Source organism: Nostoc sp. MS1, from assembly GCF_019976755.1.
Taxonomy (GTDB): domain Bacteria; phylum Cyanobacteriota; class Cyanobacteriia; order Cyanobacteriales; family Nostocaceae; genus Trichormus.
Genome location: NZ_AP023441.1, coordinates 5,814,421 through 5,835,595 on the forward strand (window position 1 = coordinate 5,814,421; position 21,175 = coordinate 5,835,595).

20 protein-coding genes are annotated in these 21,175 nt (G+C 41.2%); 5 read left to right on the forward strand and 15 right to left on the reverse strand.

Features of this window, described 5'->3' with window-relative positions:
* Positions 1 to 151: 151 nt before the first annotated feature.
* Positions 152 to 784 carry a dTMP kinase gene (tmk, locus tag NSMS1_RS25000; RefSeq protein ID WP_224087380.1) on the forward strand — a complete coding sequence of 211 codons (633 nt, stop codon included), beginning with the start codon at positions 152 to 154 and terminating at the stop codon, positions 782 to 784.
* A 352-nt stretch (positions 785 to 1,136) separates the two neighbouring features.
* Here tmk and NSMS1_RS25005 read toward each other — a convergent pair whose 3' ends face one another.
* Positions 1,137 to 1,340, reverse strand: coding sequence for a hypothetical protein (locus tag NSMS1_RS25005; protein ID WP_224087381.1), 204 nt, complete (start codon positions 1,338 to 1,340; stop codon positions 1,137 to 1,139).
* Positions 1,341 to 1,521: 181 nt separating this feature from the next.
* On the opposite strand from NSMS1_RS25005, the gene NSMS1_RS25010 reads away from it, so the two are divergent.
* Entirely contained in the window at positions 1,522 to 2,394 is an 873-nt protein-coding gene (locus tag NSMS1_RS25010; RefSeq protein WP_224087382.1) for an S-methyl-5'-thioadenosine phosphorylase, read from the forward strand.
* A gap of 198 nt (positions 2,395 to 2,592) precedes the next feature.
* On the opposite strand, the gene NSMS1_RS25015 is transcribed toward NSMS1_RS25010, so the two are convergent.
* The 10 genes from NSMS1_RS25015 to NSMS1_RS25060 all read right to left on the reverse strand — a co-directional run bounded on the left by NSMS1_RS25015 (position 2,593) and on the right by NSMS1_RS25060 (position 14,776).
* Positions 2,593 to 3,420, reverse strand: coding sequence for a hypothetical protein (locus tag NSMS1_RS25015; RefSeq protein WP_224087383.1), 828 nt, complete (start codon positions 3,418 to 3,420; stop codon positions 2,593 to 2,595).
* A 368-nt stretch (positions 3,421 to 3,788) separates the two neighbouring features.
* Positions 3,789 to 4,685, reverse strand: coding sequence for a hypothetical protein (locus NSMS1_RS25020; RefSeq protein WP_224087384.1), 897 nt, complete (start codon positions 4,683 to 4,685; stop codon positions 3,789 to 3,791).
* A 376-nt stretch (positions 4,686 to 5,061) separates the two neighbouring features.
* Positions 5,062 to 6,447 (reverse strand): UDP-glucose dehydrogenase family protein, encoded by a 1,386-nt coding sequence (locus NSMS1_RS25025; protein WP_224087385.1) that lies wholly within the window; start codon positions 6,445 to 6,447, stop codon positions 5,062 to 5,064.
* A gap of 123 nt (positions 6,448 to 6,570) precedes the next feature.
* Positions 6,571 to 7,506, reverse strand: a complete 936-nt coding sequence (locus NSMS1_RS25030; RefSeq protein WP_067773221.1) for a UDP-glucuronic acid decarboxylase family protein — start codon at positions 7,504 to 7,506, stop codon at positions 6,571 to 6,573.
* A gap of 451 nt (positions 7,507 to 7,957) precedes the next feature.
* The gene (locus NSMS1_RS25035; RefSeq protein WP_224087386.1) at positions 7,958 to 10,099 is read right to left on the reverse strand and encodes a cation:proton antiporter; all 2,142 of its coding nucleotides are present in this window, start codon (positions 10,097 to 10,099) and stop codon (positions 7,958 to 7,960) included.
* A gap of 248 nt (positions 10,100 to 10,347) precedes the next feature.
* Entirely contained in the window at positions 10,348 to 11,004 is a 657-nt protein-coding gene (locus tag NSMS1_RS25040) for a hypothetical protein (RefSeq protein WP_224087387.1), read from the reverse strand.
* Between the two features lie 74 nt (positions 11,005 to 11,078).
* Positions 11,079 to 11,276: an NAD(P)H dehydrogenase subunit NdhS gene (locus tag NSMS1_RS25045; protein WP_224087388.1), complete on the reverse strand. Its 198-nt coding sequence runs from the start codon at positions 11,274 to 11,276 to the stop codon at positions 11,079 to 11,081.
* Between the two features lie 104 nt (positions 11,277 to 11,380).
* Positions 11,381 to 12,697 carry a rod shape-determining protein RodA gene (rodA, locus tag NSMS1_RS25050; RefSeq protein WP_224087389.1) on the reverse strand — a complete coding sequence of 439 codons (1,317 nt, stop codon included), beginning with the start codon at positions 12,695 to 12,697 and terminating at the stop codon, positions 11,381 to 11,383.
* 157 nt (positions 12,698 to 12,854) lie between these two features.
* Complete coding sequence (locus tag NSMS1_RS25055; RefSeq protein WP_224087390.1) at positions 12,855 to 13,925, reverse strand: Mrp/NBP35 family ATP-binding protein; 1,071 nt, start codon at positions 13,923 to 13,925, stop codon at positions 12,855 to 12,857.
* Positions 13,926 to 14,251: 326 nt separating this feature from the next.
* Positions 14,252 to 14,776, reverse strand: a complete 525-nt coding sequence (locus NSMS1_RS25060) for an SRPBCC family protein (RefSeq protein ID WP_224087391.1) — start codon at positions 14,774 to 14,776, stop codon at positions 14,252 to 14,254.
* Positions 14,777 to 15,310: 534 nt separating this feature from the next.
* Between NSMS1_RS25060 and hemF the strand changes: the two genes are divergently transcribed.
* On the forward strand, positions 15,311 to 16,354 hold the full coding sequence (gene hemF / locus NSMS1_RS25065) for an oxygen-dependent coproporphyrinogen oxidase (protein WP_224087392.1): 1,044 nt from the start codon (positions 15,311 to 15,313) through the stop codon (positions 16,352 to 16,354).
* 410 nt (positions 16,355 to 16,764) lie between these two features.
* On the forward strand, positions 16,765 to 17,133 hold the full coding sequence (locus NSMS1_RS25070) for an STAS domain-containing protein (protein ID WP_067776129.1): 369 nt from the start codon (positions 16,765 to 16,767) through the stop codon (positions 17,131 to 17,133).
* A gap of 114 nt (positions 17,134 to 17,247) precedes the next feature.
* On the opposite strand, the gene NSMS1_RS25075 is transcribed toward NSMS1_RS25070, so the two are convergent.
* A complete protein-coding gene (locus NSMS1_RS25075; protein WP_224087393.1) occupies positions 17,248 to 17,844 on the reverse strand; it encodes a chromophore lyase CpcT/CpeT in 597 nt (198 codons plus the stop codon).
* Positions 17,845 to 18,110: 266 nt separating this feature from the next.
* Here NSMS1_RS25075 and NSMS1_RS25080 point away from each other — a divergent pair, with 266 nt between their 5' ends.
* Positions 18,111 to 18,566 carry a rhodanese-like domain-containing protein gene (locus NSMS1_RS25080; RefSeq protein WP_224087394.1) on the forward strand — a complete coding sequence of 152 codons (456 nt, stop codon included), beginning with the start codon at positions 18,111 to 18,113 and terminating at the stop codon, positions 18,564 to 18,566.
* Between the two features lie 59 nt (positions 18,567 to 18,625).
* Here NSMS1_RS25080 and NSMS1_RS25085 read toward each other — a convergent pair whose 3' ends face one another.
* The 3 genes from NSMS1_RS25085 to NSMS1_RS35360 all read right to left on the reverse strand — a co-directional run bounded on the left by NSMS1_RS25085 (position 18,626) and on the right by NSMS1_RS35360 (position 20,931).
* A complete protein-coding gene (locus NSMS1_RS25085) occupies positions 18,626 to 19,255 on the reverse strand; it encodes a ribonuclease D (RefSeq protein WP_224087395.1) in 630 nt (209 codons plus the stop codon).
* A gap of 81 nt (positions 19,256 to 19,336) precedes the next feature.
* Positions 19,337 to 19,885: a CAP domain-containing protein gene (locus NSMS1_RS25090; protein ID WP_224087396.1), complete on the reverse strand. Its 549-nt coding sequence runs from the start codon at positions 19,883 to 19,885 to the stop codon at positions 19,337 to 19,339.
* A 209-nt stretch (positions 19,886 to 20,094) separates the two neighbouring features.
* Positions 20,095 to 20,931, reverse strand: a complete 837-nt coding sequence (locus tag NSMS1_RS35360; RefSeq protein ID WP_317986540.1) for a CAP domain-containing protein — start codon at positions 20,929 to 20,931, stop codon at positions 20,095 to 20,097.
* Positions 20,932 to 21,175 lie beyond the last annotated feature (244 nt).

Below are 21,175 nucleotides of genomic sequence, written 5' to 3' on the forward strand. Positions count from 1 at the left end.
GAAGATTCCGACATTATCGGTTATGTTGAACATCATTACTTAGAGTTCCCAGCTCATTGAATGAATTTAAAAGTCAACCGATTAACTTTGCATTTTGCTGTATAACATTTTGCTGGTAGCGTATTAAAATGTTGGCGAACAGAAAAACAGCATGGATGGTAAATTCATCGTATTTGAAGGGGTAGAAGGTTGCGGCAAAACTAGCCAAATGCAGCTTTGTGCAGAGTGGTTGCAGAGTTTGGGCATTTCTGTAGTTCTCACCCGTGAACCTGGGGGAACGGCGTTAGGTGTAGATTTGCGGCGGTTGTTGCTGGAAAAATCAGAGGATAAACCCATTTGTGAAGTGACAGAGTTATTATTATACGCTGCTGATAGAGCGCAACACGTAGCCCAAGAACTTAAACCACAGTTAGCACAGGGTAAGTATGTTCTATGCGATCGCTACATTGACTCTACCATTGCTTACCAAGGTTACGGGCGCGGTTTGGATATGAACTTAATTCATCAACTTAACAACATCGCTACAGGTGGGTTAATCAGTGACATCACTATTTGGCTGGATGTAGATGTGGAAGTTGGACTAGCCCGTAAACGCAAAGGAAATGTAGGATTAGACCGGATAGAACAGGAAACTATTGCTTTCCATCGTCGTGTACAAAAAGGTTATGCAGATTTAGCTGCATCTTCTCCCGCACGCATCATCAGAGTTGATGGTAGTTTGAGTAAGGAAAATGTACATCAAAAAATCCAAGAGATTTTCAACTTACATCTCAAATTGGGATAGCTTTTTTAGCGAATTGGTATGAAGCGCAAAAGCGCGGCGTTCAGCCTGTGATGAGTGCCAAGTAGTCAATAGAAAGAAATATATTCTGCCATCTTCCTATCCACAAAACTTACAAACGATTGTCACAAGCAGGTGGCATCTACGTCATATCAGACTGTTAGCTTAAAAGTACACGGCCAACATCCCCATTATGCAGGCTCTGGGAATAACTATTATGTTGACTTTTGCCCTAGCTACATTCTTGGTGAGCTTACTTACGGTATCAGGTTGGGCTGCGATCGCCTACTTGTTTCCCCAAAATCATCCCCAAGATTAAATAAAGAAGGGGCGCACAGAAGTACGTCCCTTCTTATTAATCTACTACTTTGAGTAATCCTGTTTGTAAGGCAGCAAATATGCGGTTTATTTGCTGCCGCTCTTTTTCGTCTAAATCTTCTTTAGACAGGAGCGTGGACATTAATAACTGTTGGTCACGACGCGAAATTCTGCCAATAGCAAATATACGCTCAAACACTGATTCTAAAGCGATTTGGGTTGAGGGGCTAGTAAGTTGCATATTCCTCACCAAAATTTATTTTTTAAATTTATTCTTCAGAGAATAACAATTTCTTGTAAAGTCTGACATGGGTAGGCATACCGAATCACGGATGCTCAATAGTTAAGAGTTTTATGCCTCCTGTGATACTCGCCTTTTCGGTAAAATAACTAGGCAATTCAGTCAGCAACAGGTTAAACTCATGGCTCACGCACAGATTGGGATTATTGGTGGCAGTGGTCTCTACAAAATGGAAGCCCTCAAAGATGTTGAAGAAGTACAAATTAAAACGCCCTTTGGTTCCCCCTCTGATGCGTTGATTCTAGGAACATTGGATGGAACAAGAGTAGCATTTTTAGCTAGGCATGGTCGTAATCATACGCTCTTACCTTCAGAATTGCCCTTCCGTGCTAATATCTACGCAATGAAGCAATTGGGTGTGGAGTACTTAATTTCCGCTAGTGCGGTGGGTTCTTTAAAGGAAGAAGCTAAACCACTAGATATGGTGGTTCCAGACCAATTTATTGACAGAACTAAGAACCGAGTTTCTACATTTTTTGGTGAGGGTATTGTAGCTCACATTACCTTTGGCGACCCCATCTGTAAAAATCTAGCAGGCGTTTTAGCCGATGCGATCGCATCCTTAAATTTACCAGATGTCACCCTCCACAGAGGCGGTACTTATGTTTGCATGGAAGGCCCTGCATTTTCCACCAAAGCAGAATCAAATCTTTATCGTAGCTGGGGTGCAACCATCATCGGTATGACCAATTTACCAGAAGCGAAGTTAGCCAGAGAAGCGGAAATTGCCTATGCTACCTTGGCATTAGTTACAGATTACGATTGTTGGCATCCCGACCACGATAGCGTAACTGTAGAAATGGTCATTGGTAACTTGCAGCGCAACGCTGTTAATGCCCAAAAAGTTATTCAAGAAACCGTGCGCCGTTTAAGTGCAAATCCTCCACATAGTGAGGCTCATTCTGCTTTGAAATATGCAGTTTTGACCAATTTAGAAAAAGCACCTGCGGCTACTAAGGAAAAATTAGGGTTATTTTTGCAAAAATATTTGTAATCACCGCAGCTAATACAATTTTAGATTTTGGATTTTGGATTAGTTTACTGGTGATAAAAAAATATCCAATATGTAGGGTGCGTCAGTATGAAAGACCCTAGCTATACAAAGAAAATATTCATACTGGCGCACCATGCTAACTGTTGGCTTTTGACTACAAAATTGTTGTGGGTGAAAATCTAGCCACAAGCCAGTAATTCAACTGAGGCGCAGTAAGTCACCTGCTTTTGTCGCCACAACCCAGTCATTTCCAAAACTGGTGATAGTAGTCGGTTCTCCCACACTTACATCTACAAGGTTAATTAAAGGTAACAATTTTCCTTGCGAGTCGATTAATACTACCCATCCAGTACTAGTAGTTATTGCTAAACTATCTTGATTGCAAGCGATACCTGAAGGAAAACCCAAGCCAATTTCCTGAAGATTAACTATTTCCGTCACCTTACCAGATAAACTCACTTCTAGAAGACGACCATCTTCTTGTGTTACCACGATGCGATGGGCTACGGAGGGGTGTAGGCCATCGCCTACATTCGATTCTACATCAGGATAATTTCCGACAATACCAAAACAAGAGCTTGGTAGACGGGTCAATATACTTACTTGTCCCGAAGGACTTACCCGCGCCACCAAGCCTGCTGAACCTATCACATCTGTAGAAGCTGCAACTATGTAATAAGGGTAATAATATTTGTGGACTGACACCCCAAAAGGCGCTCCAAATTCCCCAACAATTTGGGATAATTCAGCAACAAGCGAGACTTGAGCCTGCGGTGTCACACGCATTAAAAAGTGTCCCGATTCTTGCCCTGACAGCACTACAGCAAGCCCATCATTATAACTAACAATGCCAGTAGGTATACCGTAATTAAATATATTAATCCAAGGTGTAATATTTCTATCAGCATCACACCGTAATATCTCCCCCTCCACAGTTGCGATAACTATGTCTCCAGCAATAACTGTTATGCCTTGGAAAGTGAGGAGTTTTAATCCTGATACAATAGTTGATACATTAGGTTTCATTTCAAGCAGGGGTAGAACTACCAAACATATTTGTGTAAGCATCAGCAGCTTCGCCACCAAAACCACCAGCTTGTTCCTGAAAGTAAAAGATTAAAAAATATAGTTACAAATTGACAACATTAATTATGTAGTTAAATAAGAACTAGACCATAAAGCTAGTTTAACTGTTTTATTAACCTTTTACGCAGTTTTTTATTAATATAGCAACCAGTACGGTATGAAACAGCTTTTAGCTGCAATACTTTTGCTGAGATGAAAATAAAAAAGTCATAACACCATTTTTATTACTCATTCCCTCAACCAGCAGACTATGAGAAAGAATACATGATTGTAAGCTTGCACTTGCGGGCTGTGGCTGCTTTAGGAAGTTATTTATTCTCATCAGATGTTATTTCAATAGTGCGATCGCATATTTTTAAATCAAACCCTTCTTGACGACAAATAATTTGATAATAGACTACAGATTTAATAGATTGCCAAAATGGCATCAATGTTATGCCATTGATTAAATTTGAAATCATCAGGAATAATACACTGATAAACCTTTCATTTTCATTAGCCCAATCTTTATACAGCAATAGAGAAATTAGTTGTATTAAAACTCTGAATCCTATACTATAAATCATCCATCCTAAAATTTGTATAGGTAAAGTAACTACAAATGATAGGAATATAATGGCAATCATCCGCCATGTTAAACCCTTGCTTAGTTGTCTACTTCTCTTAATTGCGCCAATGAAGTTAGTATCATCTTCTATTGCTAAAGGCAAATCAGTGATGAAGAAACGCGAATAAAACCACAGAGGGCTGAAATAAATAGCTATAGCTATCGGAATAAGGATGATTGTAAATATAGTATTGCCAAAGGGATTTGCTCGATTGATTGGTTGAGATATAGCACCAAAAAACATCGCTAATACTGCATATATTATTCCCCCAATTATGGAAAGTCCAATGTAAAAAAATAAAAATTTTACTAAACATATTAAGATAACTATAATTGCAGTTATGAGAAACTGCCAAAATCTTTTTTTAATCTGACTTTTTGCAACTTCTGAGCTTTCAGGCTGATCACTAATTTCACAAAACACTAAACGGGAAATTAAACCAGCGAACGCATAAAATTTTGCCCATCCATAAATCGGGACTATTAGCCATAAATGGGCAAATAATGACAAACGAAAAAATTTTTTAAAATTTGAACGATATAGATAGCTAGCAAGGCTAACAATATTACCAATATTAAACTGCTGATTTGGAAGCATAGGAACAGTCACTCAGCGTAAATAAACAGGTTATTTTAAATAATTAGGGCTGGCTGAAAAGTTTTTTAGTGGGGGTAGGGAACAGACAACAGTTTTATCCCTATTTTTTGGAGTCAAAAAATAGGCAATGCCAGCTTAAAATATAGTAATTAGGACTTACGCAATAAGATTGTCTGTTTAGACTGGGTGTAGGGGTGTAAGGGTTTTGAACACCTACACCCCTATACCCTTTGCCCAAACCCTTGATTTTTAGTTTTCATGTGTAAGTTCTAATAATTATGAGCTTCTCCTATCCTAAAAAATAAATACCGCCTAGAACATACTAAGCGGTATAAAGAGTGATTTGACTAATCAAAATTTTTGAACAAAAATACTTCTATCTTCCAACACCTACATATTGGAATCCAGCGCGTACCATAGTTTCGGGTTCAAGGAAGTTACGACCATCGATAACCACAGCATTATTCATTAACTGAGCCATCTTCGCGTAGTCGAGGGTGCTAAACTGATTCCACTCTGTTACGAGTACCAAAGCATCACAACCATCTGCTAAACGTTCAGCATCGGTTTCTACTAATACGCCAGTAAGACCATGACGCATCCCAGTTTGGGAAATGATGGGGTCGTAGGCTTTGACTTTAGCACCTAAGCGGTTGAGTTGTTCGATTAAGTTCAATGCAGGTGCATCACGTAAGTCGTCGGTATCTGGCTTAAAGGTTAGACCCAGTAAACCGACTGTTTTACCTTTGAGGATTTTCAGGACTTGCTGCAGTTTTTCTAGCGCAATCAAGCGTTGACGTTCGTTGACGCTAACAGCAGATTTTAACAACTGGGCTTCGTATCCATAATCATCTGCTGTGTGAATTAGTGCAGCTACGTCTTTGGGGAAGCAGGAACCACCCCAACCAATACCAGCTTGTAAGAACTTATTCCCGATGCGAGAATCTAAACCAATACCTTTAGCGACTTGGGTCACATCAGCACCAACGCGATCGCAAATATTTGCGACTTCGTTGATGAAACTAATCTTGGTTGCGAGGAAAGCGTTAGCCGCATACTTAATCATTTCTGCGGAACTTAGGTCTGTAGCCAAGATGGGTACAGGGGGTAAAGATTGGTTTTCAGCAAATTTACGCTCAACAATAGGGGCGTATAATTCTTCCATCATTGCGATCGCTCTGGGGCTATTACCGCCTAAAACGATGCGATCGGGGTTGAAGGTGTCGTATACGGCTGAACCTTCACGCAGGAACTCTGGGTTACTAACTACATCAAATTGAGGTAGTTCAGGTAATCTATCTTCAACGCCACCACCTGCGGTTACGAGGGTTTTTTGGCGTTCAGCAATCCCATCAAGAACAATCATCCGTACCCAGTCACCGGAACCAATGGGTACTGTAGATTTATTAACAATTACTTTATAACCACCATTCAGGTTAGCGCCAATACCACGGGCTACAGCTTCAACATAGCGGGTGTCGCTTTCACCAGTTGGTAAGGGTGGTGTACCAACAGCAATAAATAATATTTCTCCGTGGGCTACCCCTGCTGCTAAATCTGTGGTAAACTCAATTTTCCCAGCTTGGATAGCCGACTGCATAATGTCTGAAAGACCAGGCTCAAATATAGGTGATTGCCCAGCTTTCATGAGCTTGACTTTTTCTTCGTTATTATCTACACAAATCACATGATGACCAATGTGAGCCAAACAAGCTCCTGTGACCAAGCCAACATAACCAGTACCAATTACACATACACGCATTTTGTTTAACTCCTCAGTTGGGGTGATTTTTAAAACAAAGACTTTGTTGAAATGAAACTTAATATTATTCTCAGATGACAATCTTCTAAGAACAGCATTTCAGACTACTAGGTAGCCTGTATCCTAGACGGCACTCTTAATGCGATCGCGGAAATCTTCTATCGTCAGTTTTAACCCTTCTGTTAGAGGAATAGTAGGTTCCCAATTTAACAAGGTTCTGGCTTTGGTGATATCTGGCTGGCGACGACGTGGATCATCAGCAGGCAAAGGTTCAAACTTGATCTGTGCGTCTGGATTTATCAAATTTTGCACAGCTTGCGCCAATTCAAGAATAGTGTATTCACCAGGATTTCCTAAATTCACTGGCCCTACATAGTCGCTATTCATCAAGCGAATAAAACCTTCTACTAAGTCGGATACGTAGCAGAAACTACGAGTTTGTGAACCATCTCCGTACACAGTCAAAGGTGTTCCGCGCAAGGCTTGCACAATAAAATTACTTACCACCCGCCCATCGTTTTCTAACATTCTGGGGCCGTAGGTGTTAAATATACGTACAACGCGAATATCAACTTTATTTTGTCTGTAGTAGTCAAATGCTAGGGTTTCGGCAATTCTTTTCCCTTCGTCGTAGCACGAACGAATACCAATAGGGTTGACGTTGCCTCTATACTCTTCTGTTTGGGGGTGAATCTCTGGATCACCGTAGACTTCGCTAGTAGAAGCTAAGAAAAATCTAGCTTTAACACGTTTGGCTAACCCCAACATATTCAGTGTACCCATAACGTTAGTTTTAACGGTTTTGACAGGGTTGTACTGATAATGTACTGGAGAGGCTGGGCAAGCCAAATGATAAATTTGATCTACTTCTAAGCGAATTGGTTCAGTGATGTCATGGCGGATGAGTTCAAATTGTGGATGATTCATCCATTTTTGAATATTACGCTTATCGCCTGTATAGAAATTGTCTAAGCAAATAACTTCATGGCCTTCAGGTATTAGTCTGTCAATTAGATGGGAACCAATAAACCCCGCACCGCCTGTCACCAAAATTCTCATATTTTCCCAGTTACTTACAGATATTGTTGGTCACTTGTGATTTTGTTTTCAAACAATTTAGCTCAGATATAAAAATACAGCACGTATAAAACTAATTTCGGGTTTTTAAGTACATCAATTTAAATTCTTTAAATTTTTGTAAATCTAATTCCCTTAGAAAATAACAAACATCATCGAGTATTTTGCCTGTTTTAACTAAGACTTCATCAAATCTTCAACAAAATAAAGTGTTATGACAGTAAGGTGTAAATTTGTGAGTTAAGTGCTGAGTGCTGAGTTATGAGTTCTAAGAAATTTTGAATTTTGCGGAAAGTTGCGGTGCGGTGAATCCAGCCCTGTAGGCGGGTTTCCCGCCGTAGGGGACTGGTGAACCCGGAGGGGGGTTCCCCCCGTTGAGCAAACTTTCCAAGACGAATTTTGAATTGATTACTCCCTCATCTCCCTCACTCCCCTATCCATTCACAACAGTCGCCGTATTAGACACTCCTGGCGTAATTGTTGGTGTTTGTAAGCGCTGCGGTTCTCCCAACATGACGATAGAACAAGTGAGTTGGCTGGCTAGTTGGGTTGTGACATCACTTAGGGCTAAACTGCCTGGACTGGTGCGGTTACGGATAAACGGTAAAACTACTAAGTCGTATAATCTTGCTGCTTGCAAAATGGCTTGAGCCGCATTTTCATGGGCGATAATTTGAATTTCTGGTGAATTGGGTAAGGCTAATTTTGCCACTAGCGAAGCAAGCTGCGATCGCCGTGCGGCAATTTTACTAGAACTCGTGCGGCGATCGCACACATTCAATACTGTTACCTGAGCTTGATTTGCGTCTGCTAACATCTGAGCAAATTGCACTGGTTGTAGTGTTGGTGTAATTAAATTCTCTATAGGCACTAAAATACGTTGAATTTTTTTCGGTGATTCTACCAGACGTGTTACAGCCACAGGACAATGGGAAGACCACAGTACATTATCAATTACATTGCCAAATAACCGCGCTCTTAACCCTGTGCGTTTACCCCAACCCATAACAATTAAACTGGCTTTTTGTTCCTTAGCGGCTCTACTAATTCCCAATGCAAAAGCATCATCAATGCGTAGTAAGGGTGATGCTTCGACACCTAAAGCTTGACTATGGGCTGTAGCTTTTGCTAGTAACCGCTCACTTTTTTGTAGTGTAGTTTCTAATTGGGGTGCATCCATCTGCGCCGCAGCCGTGGCGATCACTAATGGTATAATTCGCCCTTTGGCTTGACTAGCCAGCAATGCCGCCATCTCTACTAAATATTGCTGAGTATGGGGATTATAAACAGGTACAACGATAGTAAAATTACTATTGTGGATTTCTTCTACGTGTTGCTCTGGCAATGTAGTAACTGCTTCTATTACTGGAGGTGTAGTTAAAGCTACTGCTGTACGACTAGTAAGTAATGGCCCCACAGTTACAGTGAGTAACATTAAAAGAACTATACTAGTTAAAACATCCACTGATAGTAAACGTGCTTGATATGCCACAAAAGTTGCAGCTAATGTTGTACTTACCTGGGGTATAGATAGTGACCAGATAGTTAACATTTCTTGCCAACTATAGTTATAGAAAAACTTGGCTAACCAAGCTGCAATAAATTTACTAGCAATCAAGCCAACTAAAATTAAAACCGTTAATTTAAGAATAGCCAGATTATGAATTAACCCAGGCACATCAATCAGAAATCCAAGGTTAATAAAGAAAATTGGAATAAATAAAACACTACCAATAAATATTATTTTTTCTTTAACAGGCCCTTCACCGACAGCTTCATTAACCGCCAAACCTGCTAAAAATGCTCCTAAAATTCTTTCAATCCCGATAAATTGAGCTATTACAACCGCCAAAAATACAGTTAGTAAGACAAATAAAAATTTCTTGCCCTCATCGTCTCCCGAACGCCGAAAAAACTCTTTACCCAGCCAGTCAAACCCTAGTAAAATTACTATGCAATAAGTAATTAACCAACCTAGTAGGGGTAATATTTGCGAAAAATTGGATATGCCCTGTTGAAATGTTGGGATGCAAATTGCTAGTACTAATAACGAGCTAATATCTGTAAAAACTGTAGCACCAATCGTAGTTGTAACCGAGCGATTACTAATGATACCTAAACGATTGATGATGGGATAAGCCAATAAGGTATAGGAAGCCAATACGGAACCAATTAGTACTGAGGCATTCCAACTAAAGTTTAAAATCCGTCCTAGCAAAATACCCGTCAGCAATGGCACAGCAAAACTAAAAAAACCATAACCAAAAGCCCGTCTTCTTTGCCGCCGCCACAACTCCAAGTTTACTTCTAAACCTGCAACAAACATCAAATAAACTAAACCAATATTTGACAGCAGGCTAATCATCGGAGATTCCGTATTCAGCAGGTTCCAACCCGATGGGCCTAATACTAATCCAGCAAGAACTAAACCCACTATTGCGGGTAATCTCAACCTTTCAAAAAGAGTGGGAACAACTAAGAGGATTATCAGTAAAATTGCAAAGGGAACAATTGGTTCCTTGCCTAGAACCTGAGAAGTAGGTTCTAAAGCCAGAACTGATGATAAGGGTTCCATAAGTGGAATTTGGGAGGGCGACGGTAAAGCGGAGATTCCCCAGAGGTAGTCATCCAATCAATAATACATAACTCTGATAGCTACCCCGTAAAAAATGAAGAAGCCTTAACTTAAGTACTTAGGTGATGGGGGAGATGGGGGAGATGTAGCTTGCTTCTCTGACGTTCGCGTAGCGTGTCGGAGACAGACGCTGGCGCGAACCCGTAGGGTGGGAGAATAACAACTGTCAACTGTCAACTGTCAACTGACTAAGGATGAATTTGACTCAAAATAAACCTTAAGCGATCGTAGTCGTCTTTTAGCAATATGCTTAAGGTGCGGCCAGCTTTGATTAGCCATTCCCGATCTGCTTTGCGTAATTGGTAGACTTCACGAATAGCGGCTGCGGTTAATGATTCTACTGGCGCACCATTGATGGATAGTAATGTCCGTAAAAATTCTAGTTCTTGGGTAAATTCAACTATAACTTCTGGTTCACACTGATATACAGCTTGGTGAATTTGTGGCGGACGGGGTGGTAAATACTGATACATTCTGCCATTGCCATTGGCTACAGTTGATGACTGCTTAAATCCCACGATCGCAGATCGAAATTCCGTCTTCAGCATGGCAAATATCTGGGGCTGTTCCTCACGCAAATCTTGCAGCGACATACCCATCGCCACGGCTCTGTGTACGGAATCTACTGGCATTGTAGTAGCATGATATACTACTGCATAAACTTGATTCCCTGATTCCTCATCCACAGCACACACCCAACTACCAAACGGCGGCATTGAGGGAAAAGTCAAGTCGTCCGGTTCGAGACATTGTGCCAAAAATTCAGTACTAGCAGTTTCGATTACCTCGGCAATGTGGCTAGGATGGCGATCGCTTTTATCAAACTGTGGTAAAGGGAGGCGCATAATAATTAAGAGTCAACAGTCAATGGTCAACAGTCAACAGTCAAATAACTTTGGACTATTGACTATTGACTAAATTACTTTCCTTTCTTCTTCCCGGCTGTGACTTCTACAGCTTCAAGTTCTGATAGGCGGAAGGTAATAATCTTGTCCCAATTACCGCCTTCAAACAAAACAGCTACTTTGCCATCAGTTACCCGTTGTACTAGTCCTTCGTAGCGATAATAAGTATCGTTGGGATTTGTGACTTTAACAGTCGCTCCAGGTAGGATCATGATTGATTGCCTCGCTTACTTCCTATTTCTAGCTTAATACTTGTCAGGTGTCAGTTGTGAGTAGTTAGTTGTCAATTATTTTTATACTGACCATTAACTAATGACTAAAAATAATACTTTTGTCGCTGTCGAAAGTTCGCTACTGATTCTACTATTCCTAACGAAATGAAATTGGTCAGCATGGCAGAACGCCCGTAACTCATCCACGGTAGGGGAATACCTGCGACTGGTGCTAAACCTACGTTCATCCCGACATTTACGACTAACTGAAACACAATCATCGATAAAACGCCAATAGCTAACAGCGAACCAAAATTATCTTTAGCTGTTTGCGCTATGTGCAGTAGTCGCCAGCAAATTAAGCAGAAAACAAACAAGATAATTAAACACCCAGAAAAACCAAATTCTTCACCTACGGCGGAGAAAATAAAATCAGTATGTTGTTCAGGCACAAAATTTAATTGCGTCATCGGCCCTTTAAACAAACCCCAACCCCACACTTCTCCTGCACCGATCGCAATGCGTGATTGAATGAGGTGGTATCCAGAACCTAAAGGATCATGTTCGGGGTTGATAAATGCGGTTAAGCGATTTTTTTGGTATTCCTTAAGTACATGGTTCCAAGCAAAAATACCTAATTCACCGCCAAATAAATTTAGACTCAACGCGCCCAATGCGCCTAAGTTAAATCGTCTCCAAGGGAGAGTCACCCAACCTACGATACCCATCAATATCGCCCAAGCGATACCAAGAGGAGTCACAAAAATTTCCTTAAACAGAACTATTGGTGCTGCTAAAGGCCAAGAAGTGCTGAAGAGTATGGCAGCAACTATAGGCGAAATCATCAGGATTAACCAGCCAGGGTTAGCATTTGCCCAATAAAGCATTCCGATAACGATCGCACCAAAAACTAGGGATGTAGCTAAATCTGGCTGAACAAATACTAATAACCAAGGCACAGCCGTAATTGCTAGAACGCGAAAAACATCCTCAATCCTATTGGCAGTACGTTTGTGTAGTAAAGCCGCTAGAGTAATAATCATGCCAATTTTGGCAAACTCTGAAGGTTGGACATTAAACCCCGCAATTGGTAGCCAACGTTGTGCGCCTTTAGCACTCGAACCCGCAACCATTACAGCAATTAGGCTGGCATTAGTCAACGCATAAGTCACCCAATGCCATTGCAAAAGGTTCTCGTAACGACAACGAGACAGAATTAAAGCAATAACAGCACCAATCCCAGCAATTAGCCAATGCCACCACCAGTCTGTTACAGGCTGTTTCATTTCGGTGCTGAGGATCATCAGACCACCAAAAAAGCTGACTGCAACAACCAACAAAAATAGTATCCAGTCTAATTGCTGCCAAGGCTTGACCCAAGACTTCCAGCGAACTTTGGGAAGCGATCGTTTTAATAACATTGTGTGAGTTAAAAGTTAAACGATTAGATATATTGACTATTAAAACTCTATATGCTTGGATTCTAATCTAGAAATTAGATAAAAATTAAAGGTAAGGCGTGCGGAGCAGAGGAGAAAAACAACTGTCAACTGCCTTCTGCCTTCTGCCTCCTGCCTCCTATGTTAATGCTGCGACTGATACCTTCCCAGCAATTGCTAGAGCGATCGCTTTTAGGGCTTTAGCAGAGGCTGAATCTGGGTCAGCAACTACGATCGGTACACCGTTATCACCGCCAATTCTAGTGGAAATCTCCAGTGGTACACAGCCTAATAAGGGTACACCTAATTCTGCTGCTGTTTTGGAGCCGCCACCAGAACCAAAGATATCGTACTGTTTATCTGGCATATCAGGAGGGATAAAGTAGCTCATGTTTTCTACTATTCCCAAAACAGAGACGTTCATTTGCTGGAACATCTTTAAACCTTTACGAGAGTCTAACAAAGCTACGGTTTGCGGTGTAGTGACAATTACTGCCCCAGACATTGGTACAGCCTGAGTTAAGGTTAATTGGGCATCGCCTGTTCCTGGGGGCATATCCACAAGCAAGTAGTCGAGTTCGCCCCATTCAACTTGATAGAGAAACTGACGAATTACCCCATTCAACATTGGCCCCCGCCAAATTACAGGCTGATCCCGGTCGATCAAAAAGCCCATTGAGACTAATTTGACACCATGATTAAAAGCAGGTTCTAAGACTTCGCCTTTTTCTGTGGAACGCACAACAATTTGCGCCTCAGATAATCCCAGCATTGTGGGATCGTTGGGGCCGTAGATATCCGCATCCAGCAGACCAACTTTTGCCCCTGTTTGTGCGAGGGCGACGGCGACGTTTACCGCCACAGTGCTTTTACCGACACCACCTTTACCACTGGAGATGGCGATAATATTTTTTACACCAGGAACACCATTGCGATCGGGTAAGCTTTTTTGTTGAGGCATTTCTGCCGTCACCTCTACATTGACATCTGTCACCCCAGGCAGCTTTTTCACTGCTTTTTGGCAATCTTCCACAATAAATTCCCGCAACGGACAAGCAGGTGTAGTCAAAACCAAGGTGAAGCTTACTTTCCCACCGTCAATTTTGACGTTGCGAATCATATTTAGTTCTACCAGACTCTTACGCAGTTCTGGGTCTTGCACTGGTCGCAAAACTTCTAAAACAGATTGTGAATCAAGGACATCGTACATATACAATTCAAAATTCAAAATGAAGATTTAAATGCAAGCTACACATAGATGCGACCTGGTTTTTGACCAGCTGCAAAATAATTCAGCAAAAATTGCTGGGTGTTTCCTCTTGGATCGGCGTAATAAAATTTAAAATTTTTTTATTATCACCTGATAAAATCTTAACTTTCTTTAGGAACTAAAAATTAGAAAGTGGGATGAGGGAGTAATCAATTCAAAATTCAAAATTCAAAATTCAAAATTTCTTAGAACTCATAACTCAGCACACGCTAAACGCGCCGCTTCCGCTAACAGCACTCATAATTCCCCACTCCCTACTCCCTTCTCTAAAAATCAAAACAATTATCGCTTAGGCTTTTTTTCTTCCCTGCGACGGCTTGTAATGCGGCTTTTTCTACGGATTCTACTAAAGAACGTGCTACACGATCTACGTAAGGACGGAACAATGACCAAATTAGTGGTGATAACCAGCCGCTTAGGGTAACTGAATACGATAAACAGGTTCCACAGACTGTAGACTCTACTTGGTAAGTGATCCTTTCTTCTATGCCAGGAATAGCCATCACTCGAATACTTAATAATTCGTTGTGGTTAACCCGTTCCACAAAAATTCTAATGGGAATTGGTGAAAAGCGTGTAACAGCTTGATATATTAATCCGGGCTTGGGTACTAATCCGTAGGGTACGTTAGTACTTTTAAGTAATGGATGCCAAGAAACATCTGTTAAATCTACTACTTTCTGCCACAGTTCATCGACAGAGGCAGAACTAATTTCTCTATATGTTTGTGCTAGAGAAACGCAAAATCGACGGCGTTTACGGTGGACGAATTTGGATAACCACGTTCCCATTTGCCTAATCCTCCTCCCTACACACTTGCTGGTAACTCTGGAATAGTTGGCTACTGTGATTCAGATTCAACCCTAAAACGTATTCGCTCACAATTGCCCTCAGCATGATAAATCTCAATTAGGCATCAAGAACAACAATACTCTGTATTCACTGTTCACTATCTGAAGGTCTAAAGATGTCAGGGTTTAAAGAGCTAAAAATGTAAGAATTTTTAACATTTACGCTCGTACAGCCTCATACCCTTCTCTCAACCTCACGCTCAAGGTATTTGTAGATAAGACTTAGGTAAGTCCTAGTAGACTATTTCCCCAAAATGTTTCCATCAAGAAGTACAACAAAAATTTAGTCAATATACAAGCCTATACGCATTTGAGGGAAAATAACTCTAATCAGGCCCATTAATCGTGTAAACGTTTAATAATTAAAAAATTGCTTGGGCAAATTGAGCCTGTTTCTTGGCTCGTGCAGCCTACAAGTTTTTCAAGGGAAATTTGTAGCTTTTTTAGAAAAATCTAATTTAGGTTCGGGAATCTATGGTAACTAACTCGCAAACCCCAAAGGTAAAAACAAAAGTATCCCCGTCTCTACCAGCGACTGACGCTAAGGCTAGAGTCAGTCATTTTATGAAGCAGTTACAAGATGAAATTTCACAAGCCCTAACACAACTTGATGGTGTAGGTAGCTTTCACGAAGATAGTTGGGAACGTCCAGAGGGGGGTGGCGGGCGATCGCGTGTACTGCGTGATGGGGCAATATTTGAACAAGCAGGTGTAAATTTTTCGGAAGTTTGGGGTTCCCATCTGCCTCCTTCAATTTTAGCCCAGCGTCCCGAAGCTGAAGGGCATGGTTTTTATGCCACAGGTACATCCTTGGTATTACATCCACGTAACCCATACGTCCCAACTGTTCACCTCAACTACCGTTATTTTGAAGCTGGCCCAGTTTGGTGGTTTGGTGGTGGTGCTGACTTAACCCCTTACTATCCCTTTGCTGAGGATGCAGCACATTTTCATAAAACTTTTAAGCAGGCTTGTGAAGAACATCACCCAGAGTATTACCCAGTATTTAAGCGTTGGTGTGATGAGTACTTCTACCTCAAACACCGGGGCGAAACCAGGGGTATAGGTGGTCTATTTTTTGACTATCAAGACGGAAACGGTGTTTTATATCGCGGCCCTGACCCCAAAGGCGAAGCAGCTAACTACAGTAATCAAGTAGGCGAACCAGCACCACGCGATTGGGAAGATTTGTTTAGTTTTGTCCAGAGTTCTGGTAAAGCATTTCTACCAGCTTATGTTCCCATTGTTGAGCGTCGTCATGGGATAGAATATGGCGATCGCCAACGCAATTTCCAACTATATCGTCGGGGTAGGTACGTCGAATTTAACTTGGTTTACGACCGAGGTACAATTTTTGGCTTACAAACCAACGGACGCACTGAATCCATTTTGATGTCTTTACCACCTCTAGTCCGTTGGGAATACGGTTATACACCAGAACCCAATACACCAGAAGCAGAGTTATATGATACATTCCTCAAGCCCCAAGATTGGGTTAACTGGACACCAAACCAGTGATGTCAACAACTTTGATAATTGAGGTTTATCAAGTATCAGCTTTCCCCTACCTAAAGGGTAGAAACATCCCCCGGCAAGCAATAGCGAACTCAGCACTAAGAAGCCAACAATTTATGGCTTCTTTATTTCCATGAGTGTCTGTGGGTACTCACATTAATTTTGGTGAGTTAAACTACTAAATGTAAGCACCTAGTCAAAAAGGTGATGAATTTAGCTGAAGCCTGTTAATATTGAGTTTCAGCACTGACATCTAGTCCTGTAATTGGTGAGTTAAATAAATTACTGCTTTTTTCTACTCTTTTTGGTTCACAGCCAGTAAAAATTGTTGCTAAATGTCAGGCTTTAGCTCATCAATTTCAGGACTAACCCAGTTAAATTTAATTTTGAGATAAGTGCCAGGGGGAGGCATAGTGATTCAGATAGAACAAATTAGCTATACAACCCAAGACGGTAATACTGTTATTGTCTTGAAACCAGCAGGTCGTTTAGACATCACCACAGCTTGGCAATTTCGCTTGAAGTTGCAAGAGTGTATTTCTAAACTCAGCCGTCATGTAGTTGTGAATCTTGGTCAGGTAAATTTTATAGATAGTTCTGGACTCACTTCTCTAGTTGCAGGAATGCGCGATGCAGATAAAGTTAATGGTAGTTTTCGCATCTGTAACGTCCACCCAGAAGCTAAACTGGTGTTTGAAGTAACTATGATGGATACAGTATTTGAAATTTTTGAAACTGAGGAGGAAGCCTTAGAAGGTGTACCTCGGAGCATGGCCAGCTAGTAGAGTGTTGAGTGTAGAGTAGTACTAATTGGTAATTGGTAAGGCAATTACTATAAATTTCCTCAGCACGCGCTAAACGCGCCGCTACCGCTAACAACACTCAGCACTCAATACTCAATACTGTTCCCGTTTAGTGTAGCGATAGGGGCCTGTAATTGCTCCCCAAGTTGCTTTGCCTGTTTCTGGGTCAATTCCTCTATCATAGGTTTGCAATTTTGCTTCGCTAACTTCAAAACCGAGAGCAACTTGTACGGTGTTGCCTAAATAAGTAAAAGTACAGCGACTATCTGGCAAGGATTTAGCAGTAAATTGATAGCTGCTAGGCGCTAATTCTTGCTGACTAACTGAAAGAATACAGCCTGGAAGTAGTTCTAGTTGATCTGGCGTTAATGTTTTGAGTATGTCAGGGTTACTACCTGCGCCAATTAAAGCACTAGGATTTTTAGGCATATAGTACTGTACATATAACCCATCTCCCAAGTCAGGATTAGGCATTAACCGCAGAATGCGTTGACGATAAGGACGGTCTAAATTGACAATGTTGGCTTGTTCGGCAAATAGGGTAATACTATTGTCTGTAAACAAATCAACGGGTCTTTGCCATAGACGTAAGTGAACAAACCAAATCGGCTCGGCCATTGCTTGTTCCTTATTATCAAATTCTCCGGCTAGGTATTTACCTAAAGTAATTAAATCGGGTAAAAAGCTCATAAATGTGAGGCATGATGGCGAATATGCTCACAGAATATATTGACACTTATTTGATATGAAGGAAAAGTTTTTATTTCTAGGGATTGTCTAATGTAATCACAATAAAGATATGGAAATTTCTTTTTCTCGTTGTTACTATTCCTTAATATCTATGTCTTAATGAGCAAAGTTATAACTTGAAAATATTCATACCGCAGCCAGATAAGGCAAATTCATAGATTTAGTTAAATTGCTATTAATTCAATTTAGAAGTTAATAGTGAAATTATGGCTAACAATCCATTAAGTGGAATCATTCCCCAACAACCTCCCATTGAAGGGCAGTCTGATGCTCATGTACTCAAGTCTCGTTTAGAGTGGGGCGAACCAGCTTTTACAATACTGGATGTACGCGATCGCTCTACCTATAACAATGGACATATTATGGGTGCAATGACAATGCCAATCGAGGATGTAGTAGATAGAGCCGCATCTTCTTTAGAAAAAAGCCGTGATATTTATGTTTACGGTGCAAGTGATGAGCAAACTTCCGAAGCAGTAAACCTCTTACGTTCTGCTGGCTTTGTACATGTATCTGAACTCAGAGGTGGTTTAGCTGCATGGAAGGCGATCGGCGGCCCAACAGAAGGAATTGTCGAATCCAGAACCCCCGCAGGCGCAGATGACTATAACGTTGTGGATCGGTTGAAAGTTCACGGCGAAGAACAGAAGAAGGACGTTTAAGAGTCATTAGTCAATAGTCATTGGTTAATAGTCCACAGCTAATGACTATTGACTATGGACTAATGCTCAAATAAATCTTTAAATTGCAATAAGTCTAAAGAAACAATTGTTGGTAAAACTTGGAAGCATTCTTGAGCTAGTTCCCAGCGTTCTTCGCGTTTGAGCATAGCGATTAATTTTTGTTGGGCGCTGAGTAAGTAGCGCACATCATTGGCGGCGTAGCTAAGTTGCGCTTGGGTTAAATTAGCGGCGTTACCCCAGTCTGAACTTTGAGAGCTTTTATCTAGTTCTACTTGCTCTAATTCTTGTATTAAGTCCTTGAGTCCGTGGCGATTTGTGTAAGTACGAGCTAACTTACTGGCAATTTTAGTACAGAAAATAGGTTGGACATGAATCCCTAGATGATGGCGTAGGGTAGCAACGTCAAACCGAGCAAAGTGAAACACTTTTTGGACGTTTGTTGCTTCTAGGAGTTTTTTGAGATTAGGGGCTTCTGTTTGCCCTTTGGCTATGCGAATTGCTGTTACTTTGCCTTCTGGGTTGCATAGCTGAATTAAACACAGGCGATCGCGTTGGGGTAGTAGTCCCATTGTTTCCGTATCAACAGCGATCGCCTGGGATTGTAAATATTCGGCAACAGCCGCGTCACTCAGGTCGCGATCGCCTACTTGAAAGTCTTGTAATGTCATGAATCACTCAATAATATTGCAGTATCTGCCGATGAGTTACCGATACTACAATATTATTGTCTAAAAAAACCACAATTCTATCTATGGAGTACGCAAGAAAATTTGTGTGAGATAGACTTCACCTTTGGCATTTGTGGCAACGCCGATACCAGTCATATTGTAATTACCTTTAATATTTTTGAGGTGGCCAGGACTATCTATCCAACCAATAACAGCTTCGTCAGCTGGGTCATCATATCCCCGATTAAAGGCAACGTTTTCCGCCGCACTTTTGTAGCGAATAGGGATAGCGTTAACTCGTTGCTCAAAACCTTGATGGCTAAAAGGAACTCTACCTCTAGCCATGTTTTGACTATGGATTCTTGCCTGTTGGGTGATTCTGGCATTTAACGTCAACTTTGGTAGCCTCCTAGCCACCCGATACCGATTAATTCTCTCAAACACTGCTTTTTCTAAAGTAGTGGTTTGAAAGGTTGTGGAAGTTGTTGCAACCTGATGAGAAAAAATCGACAACGGTGAATTTTCAGCAGTGTTTCTTGTAGAAGTGTGACCTGGTATAAGAGGAGCCATTAATCCTCCCCCAAGGACAAGCATACTTAAAGCGATGCCAAAAGCAGGTTGTCGGGACATGAAGATTTACTTTGTGTATGTACTTATTAGACCTATACTCTAACTTCTAGTTCCTAAGTTATATAACAGGATACTTTAGTAATTTGGTCAATAGTCCATAGTCATTAGTCAATAGTCCACAGCCAACAGGAAGGGTAAAGGGGTAAAGGATTTAATTTTTCCCTTTCCCCGATTTTCTCCCTACTCCCCACTCCCCACTCCCTCAACTATTAGGAACGAATAAATATCTGAGTGAAGTACACAACTCCTTGGCCATTGACAGCAACACCAATCCCTGTCAAGTTCGTATCACTTTTAATGTTGGCTAGGTGTCCTGAGCTATTGAGCCAGCTTTGAACAGCGCGTGTAGCAGAGTCTTTGTCTTGGTTGTAAGCAACATTTTCTTTAGCATCTTTGTAAGCAATACCAGTTGCTTGAACTCGTTGCTCAAATCCTTGATGACTAAACGGAACTTTACCACTAGCCATATTTTGACTATGATTTCTTGCTTGTTGGTCAATGGCGGTATTGCGGGTTAGTGGTGGTAGGTTCTGAGACTGTCTGTATTGATTGATTTGGTTAAAAACTGACTGTTCTATAGCGGCTGTACTAGCATCAGATTGTCCACCGCCAGAATTTTGGGGGTTGCTTTGTCCACCGCCAGAATTTTGGGGGTTGCTTTGTCCACCGCCAGAATTTTGGGGGTTGCTTTGTCCACCGCCAGAATTTTGGGGGTTGCTTTGTCCACCGCCAGAATTTTGGGGGTTACTTTGTCCACCGCCAGAATTTTGGGGGTTACTTTGTCCACCGTAAGGATTTCGGGGGTAATATCGCCCACCAGATGAGTTTTGCGGATAGTATTGCCCAGGATATGCAGAAGGACGATTGTATTGTCCAGGAAAATTATATTGTGCAATCAGATGATGGTCTACGATTGGTCGCAGGTAGTCACTGGGAATAGATGAAAGTTTAGGTGCAGGAGATTGATTTTGTAGAGAAGCTGCACTTGCGCCACTGGTAAGAGCGAAAGTTCCGATCGCAACGGCGTAAATTGTCGGTCTGAACATTGTAGTTGCTGAAAGTAAATTTCCTGTTCATCTAAACAGACTGTTCTGTATTGAACAAATTGGCTATGGCTGGGTATATCTTGATTTCTACTACTATCCCTTTGAATATTCTCTGATAACTAATAAATCCTTAGCTTTTTATAAAACAGAGGGCGATCGCATAGATCGCCCTCTGCCATTAGTCTAATTTTTCGCTAAATTTTTCCCAAAATTGCCATAAATCCACCTAAATAAATTTATGTAA

Excerpts from the sequence above, each read along its gene's own strand:
- tmk (WP_224087380.1), top strand. The coding sequence starts at position 152 with ATGGATGGTAAATTCATCGTATTTGAAGGGGTAGAAGGTTGCGGCAAA.
- NSMS1_RS25005 (WP_224087381.1), bottom strand. The coding sequence starts at position 1,340 with ATGCAACTTACTAGCCCCTCAACCCAAATCGCTTTAGAATCAGTGTTT.
- NSMS1_RS25010 (WP_224087382.1), top strand. The coding sequence starts at position 1,522 with ATGGCTCACGCACAGATTGGGATTATTGGTGGCAGTGGTCTCTACAAA.
- NSMS1_RS25015 (WP_224087383.1), bottom strand. The coding sequence starts at position 3,420 with ATGAAACCTAATGTATCAACTATTGTATCAGGATTAAAACTCCTCACT.
- NSMS1_RS25020 (WP_224087384.1), bottom strand. The coding sequence starts at position 4,685 with ATGCTTCCAAATCAGCAGTTTAATATTGGTAATATTGTTAGCCTTGCT.
- NSMS1_RS25025 (WP_224087385.1), bottom strand. The coding sequence starts at position 6,447 with ATGCGTGTATGTGTAATTGGTACTGGTTATGTTGGCTTGGTCACAGGA.
- NSMS1_RS25030 (WP_067773221.1), bottom strand. The coding sequence starts at position 7,506 with ATGAGAATTTTGGTGACAGGCGGTGCGGGGTTTATTGGTTCCCATCTA.
- NSMS1_RS25035 (WP_224087386.1), bottom strand. The coding sequence starts at position 10,099 with ATGGAACCCTTATCATCAGTTCTGGCTTTAGAACCTACTTCTCAGGTT.
- NSMS1_RS25040 (WP_224087387.1), bottom strand. The coding sequence starts at position 11,004 with ATGCGCCTCCCTTTACCACAGTTTGATAAAAGCGATCGCCATCCTAGC.
- NSMS1_RS25045 (WP_224087388.1), bottom strand. The coding sequence starts at position 11,276 with ATGATCCTACCTGGAGCGACTGTTAAAGTCACAAATCCCAACGATACT.
- rodA (WP_224087389.1), bottom strand. The coding sequence starts at position 12,697 with ATGTTATTAAAACGATCGCTTCCCAAAGTTCGCTGGAAGTCTTGGGTC.
- NSMS1_RS25055 (WP_224087390.1), bottom strand. The coding sequence starts at position 13,925 with ATGTACGATGTCCTTGATTCACAATCTGTTTTAGAAGTTTTGCGACCA.
- NSMS1_RS25060 (WP_224087391.1), bottom strand. The coding sequence starts at position 14,776 with ATGGGAACGTGGTTATCCAAATTCGTCCACCGTAAACGCCGTCGATTT.
- hemF (WP_224087392.1), top strand. The coding sequence starts at position 15,311 with ATGGTAACTAACTCGCAAACCCCAAAGGTAAAAACAAAAGTATCCCCG.
- NSMS1_RS25075 (WP_224087393.1), bottom strand. The coding sequence starts at position 17,844 with ATGAGCTTTTTACCCGATTTAATTACTTTAGGTAAATACCTAGCCGGA.
- NSMS1_RS25080 (WP_224087394.1), top strand. The coding sequence starts at position 18,111 with ATGGCTAACAATCCATTAAGTGGAATCATTCCCCAACAACCTCCCATT.
- NSMS1_RS25085 (WP_224087395.1), bottom strand. The coding sequence starts at position 19,255 with ATGACATTACAAGACTTTCAAGTAGGCGATCGCGACCTGAGTGACGCG.
- NSMS1_RS25090 (WP_224087396.1), bottom strand. The coding sequence starts at position 19,885 with ATGTCCCGACAACCTGCTTTTGGCATCGCTTTAAGTATGCTTGTCCTT.
- NSMS1_RS35360 (WP_317986540.1), bottom strand. The coding sequence starts at position 20,931 with ATGTTCAGACCGACAATTTACGCCGTTGCGATCGGAACTTTCGCTCTT.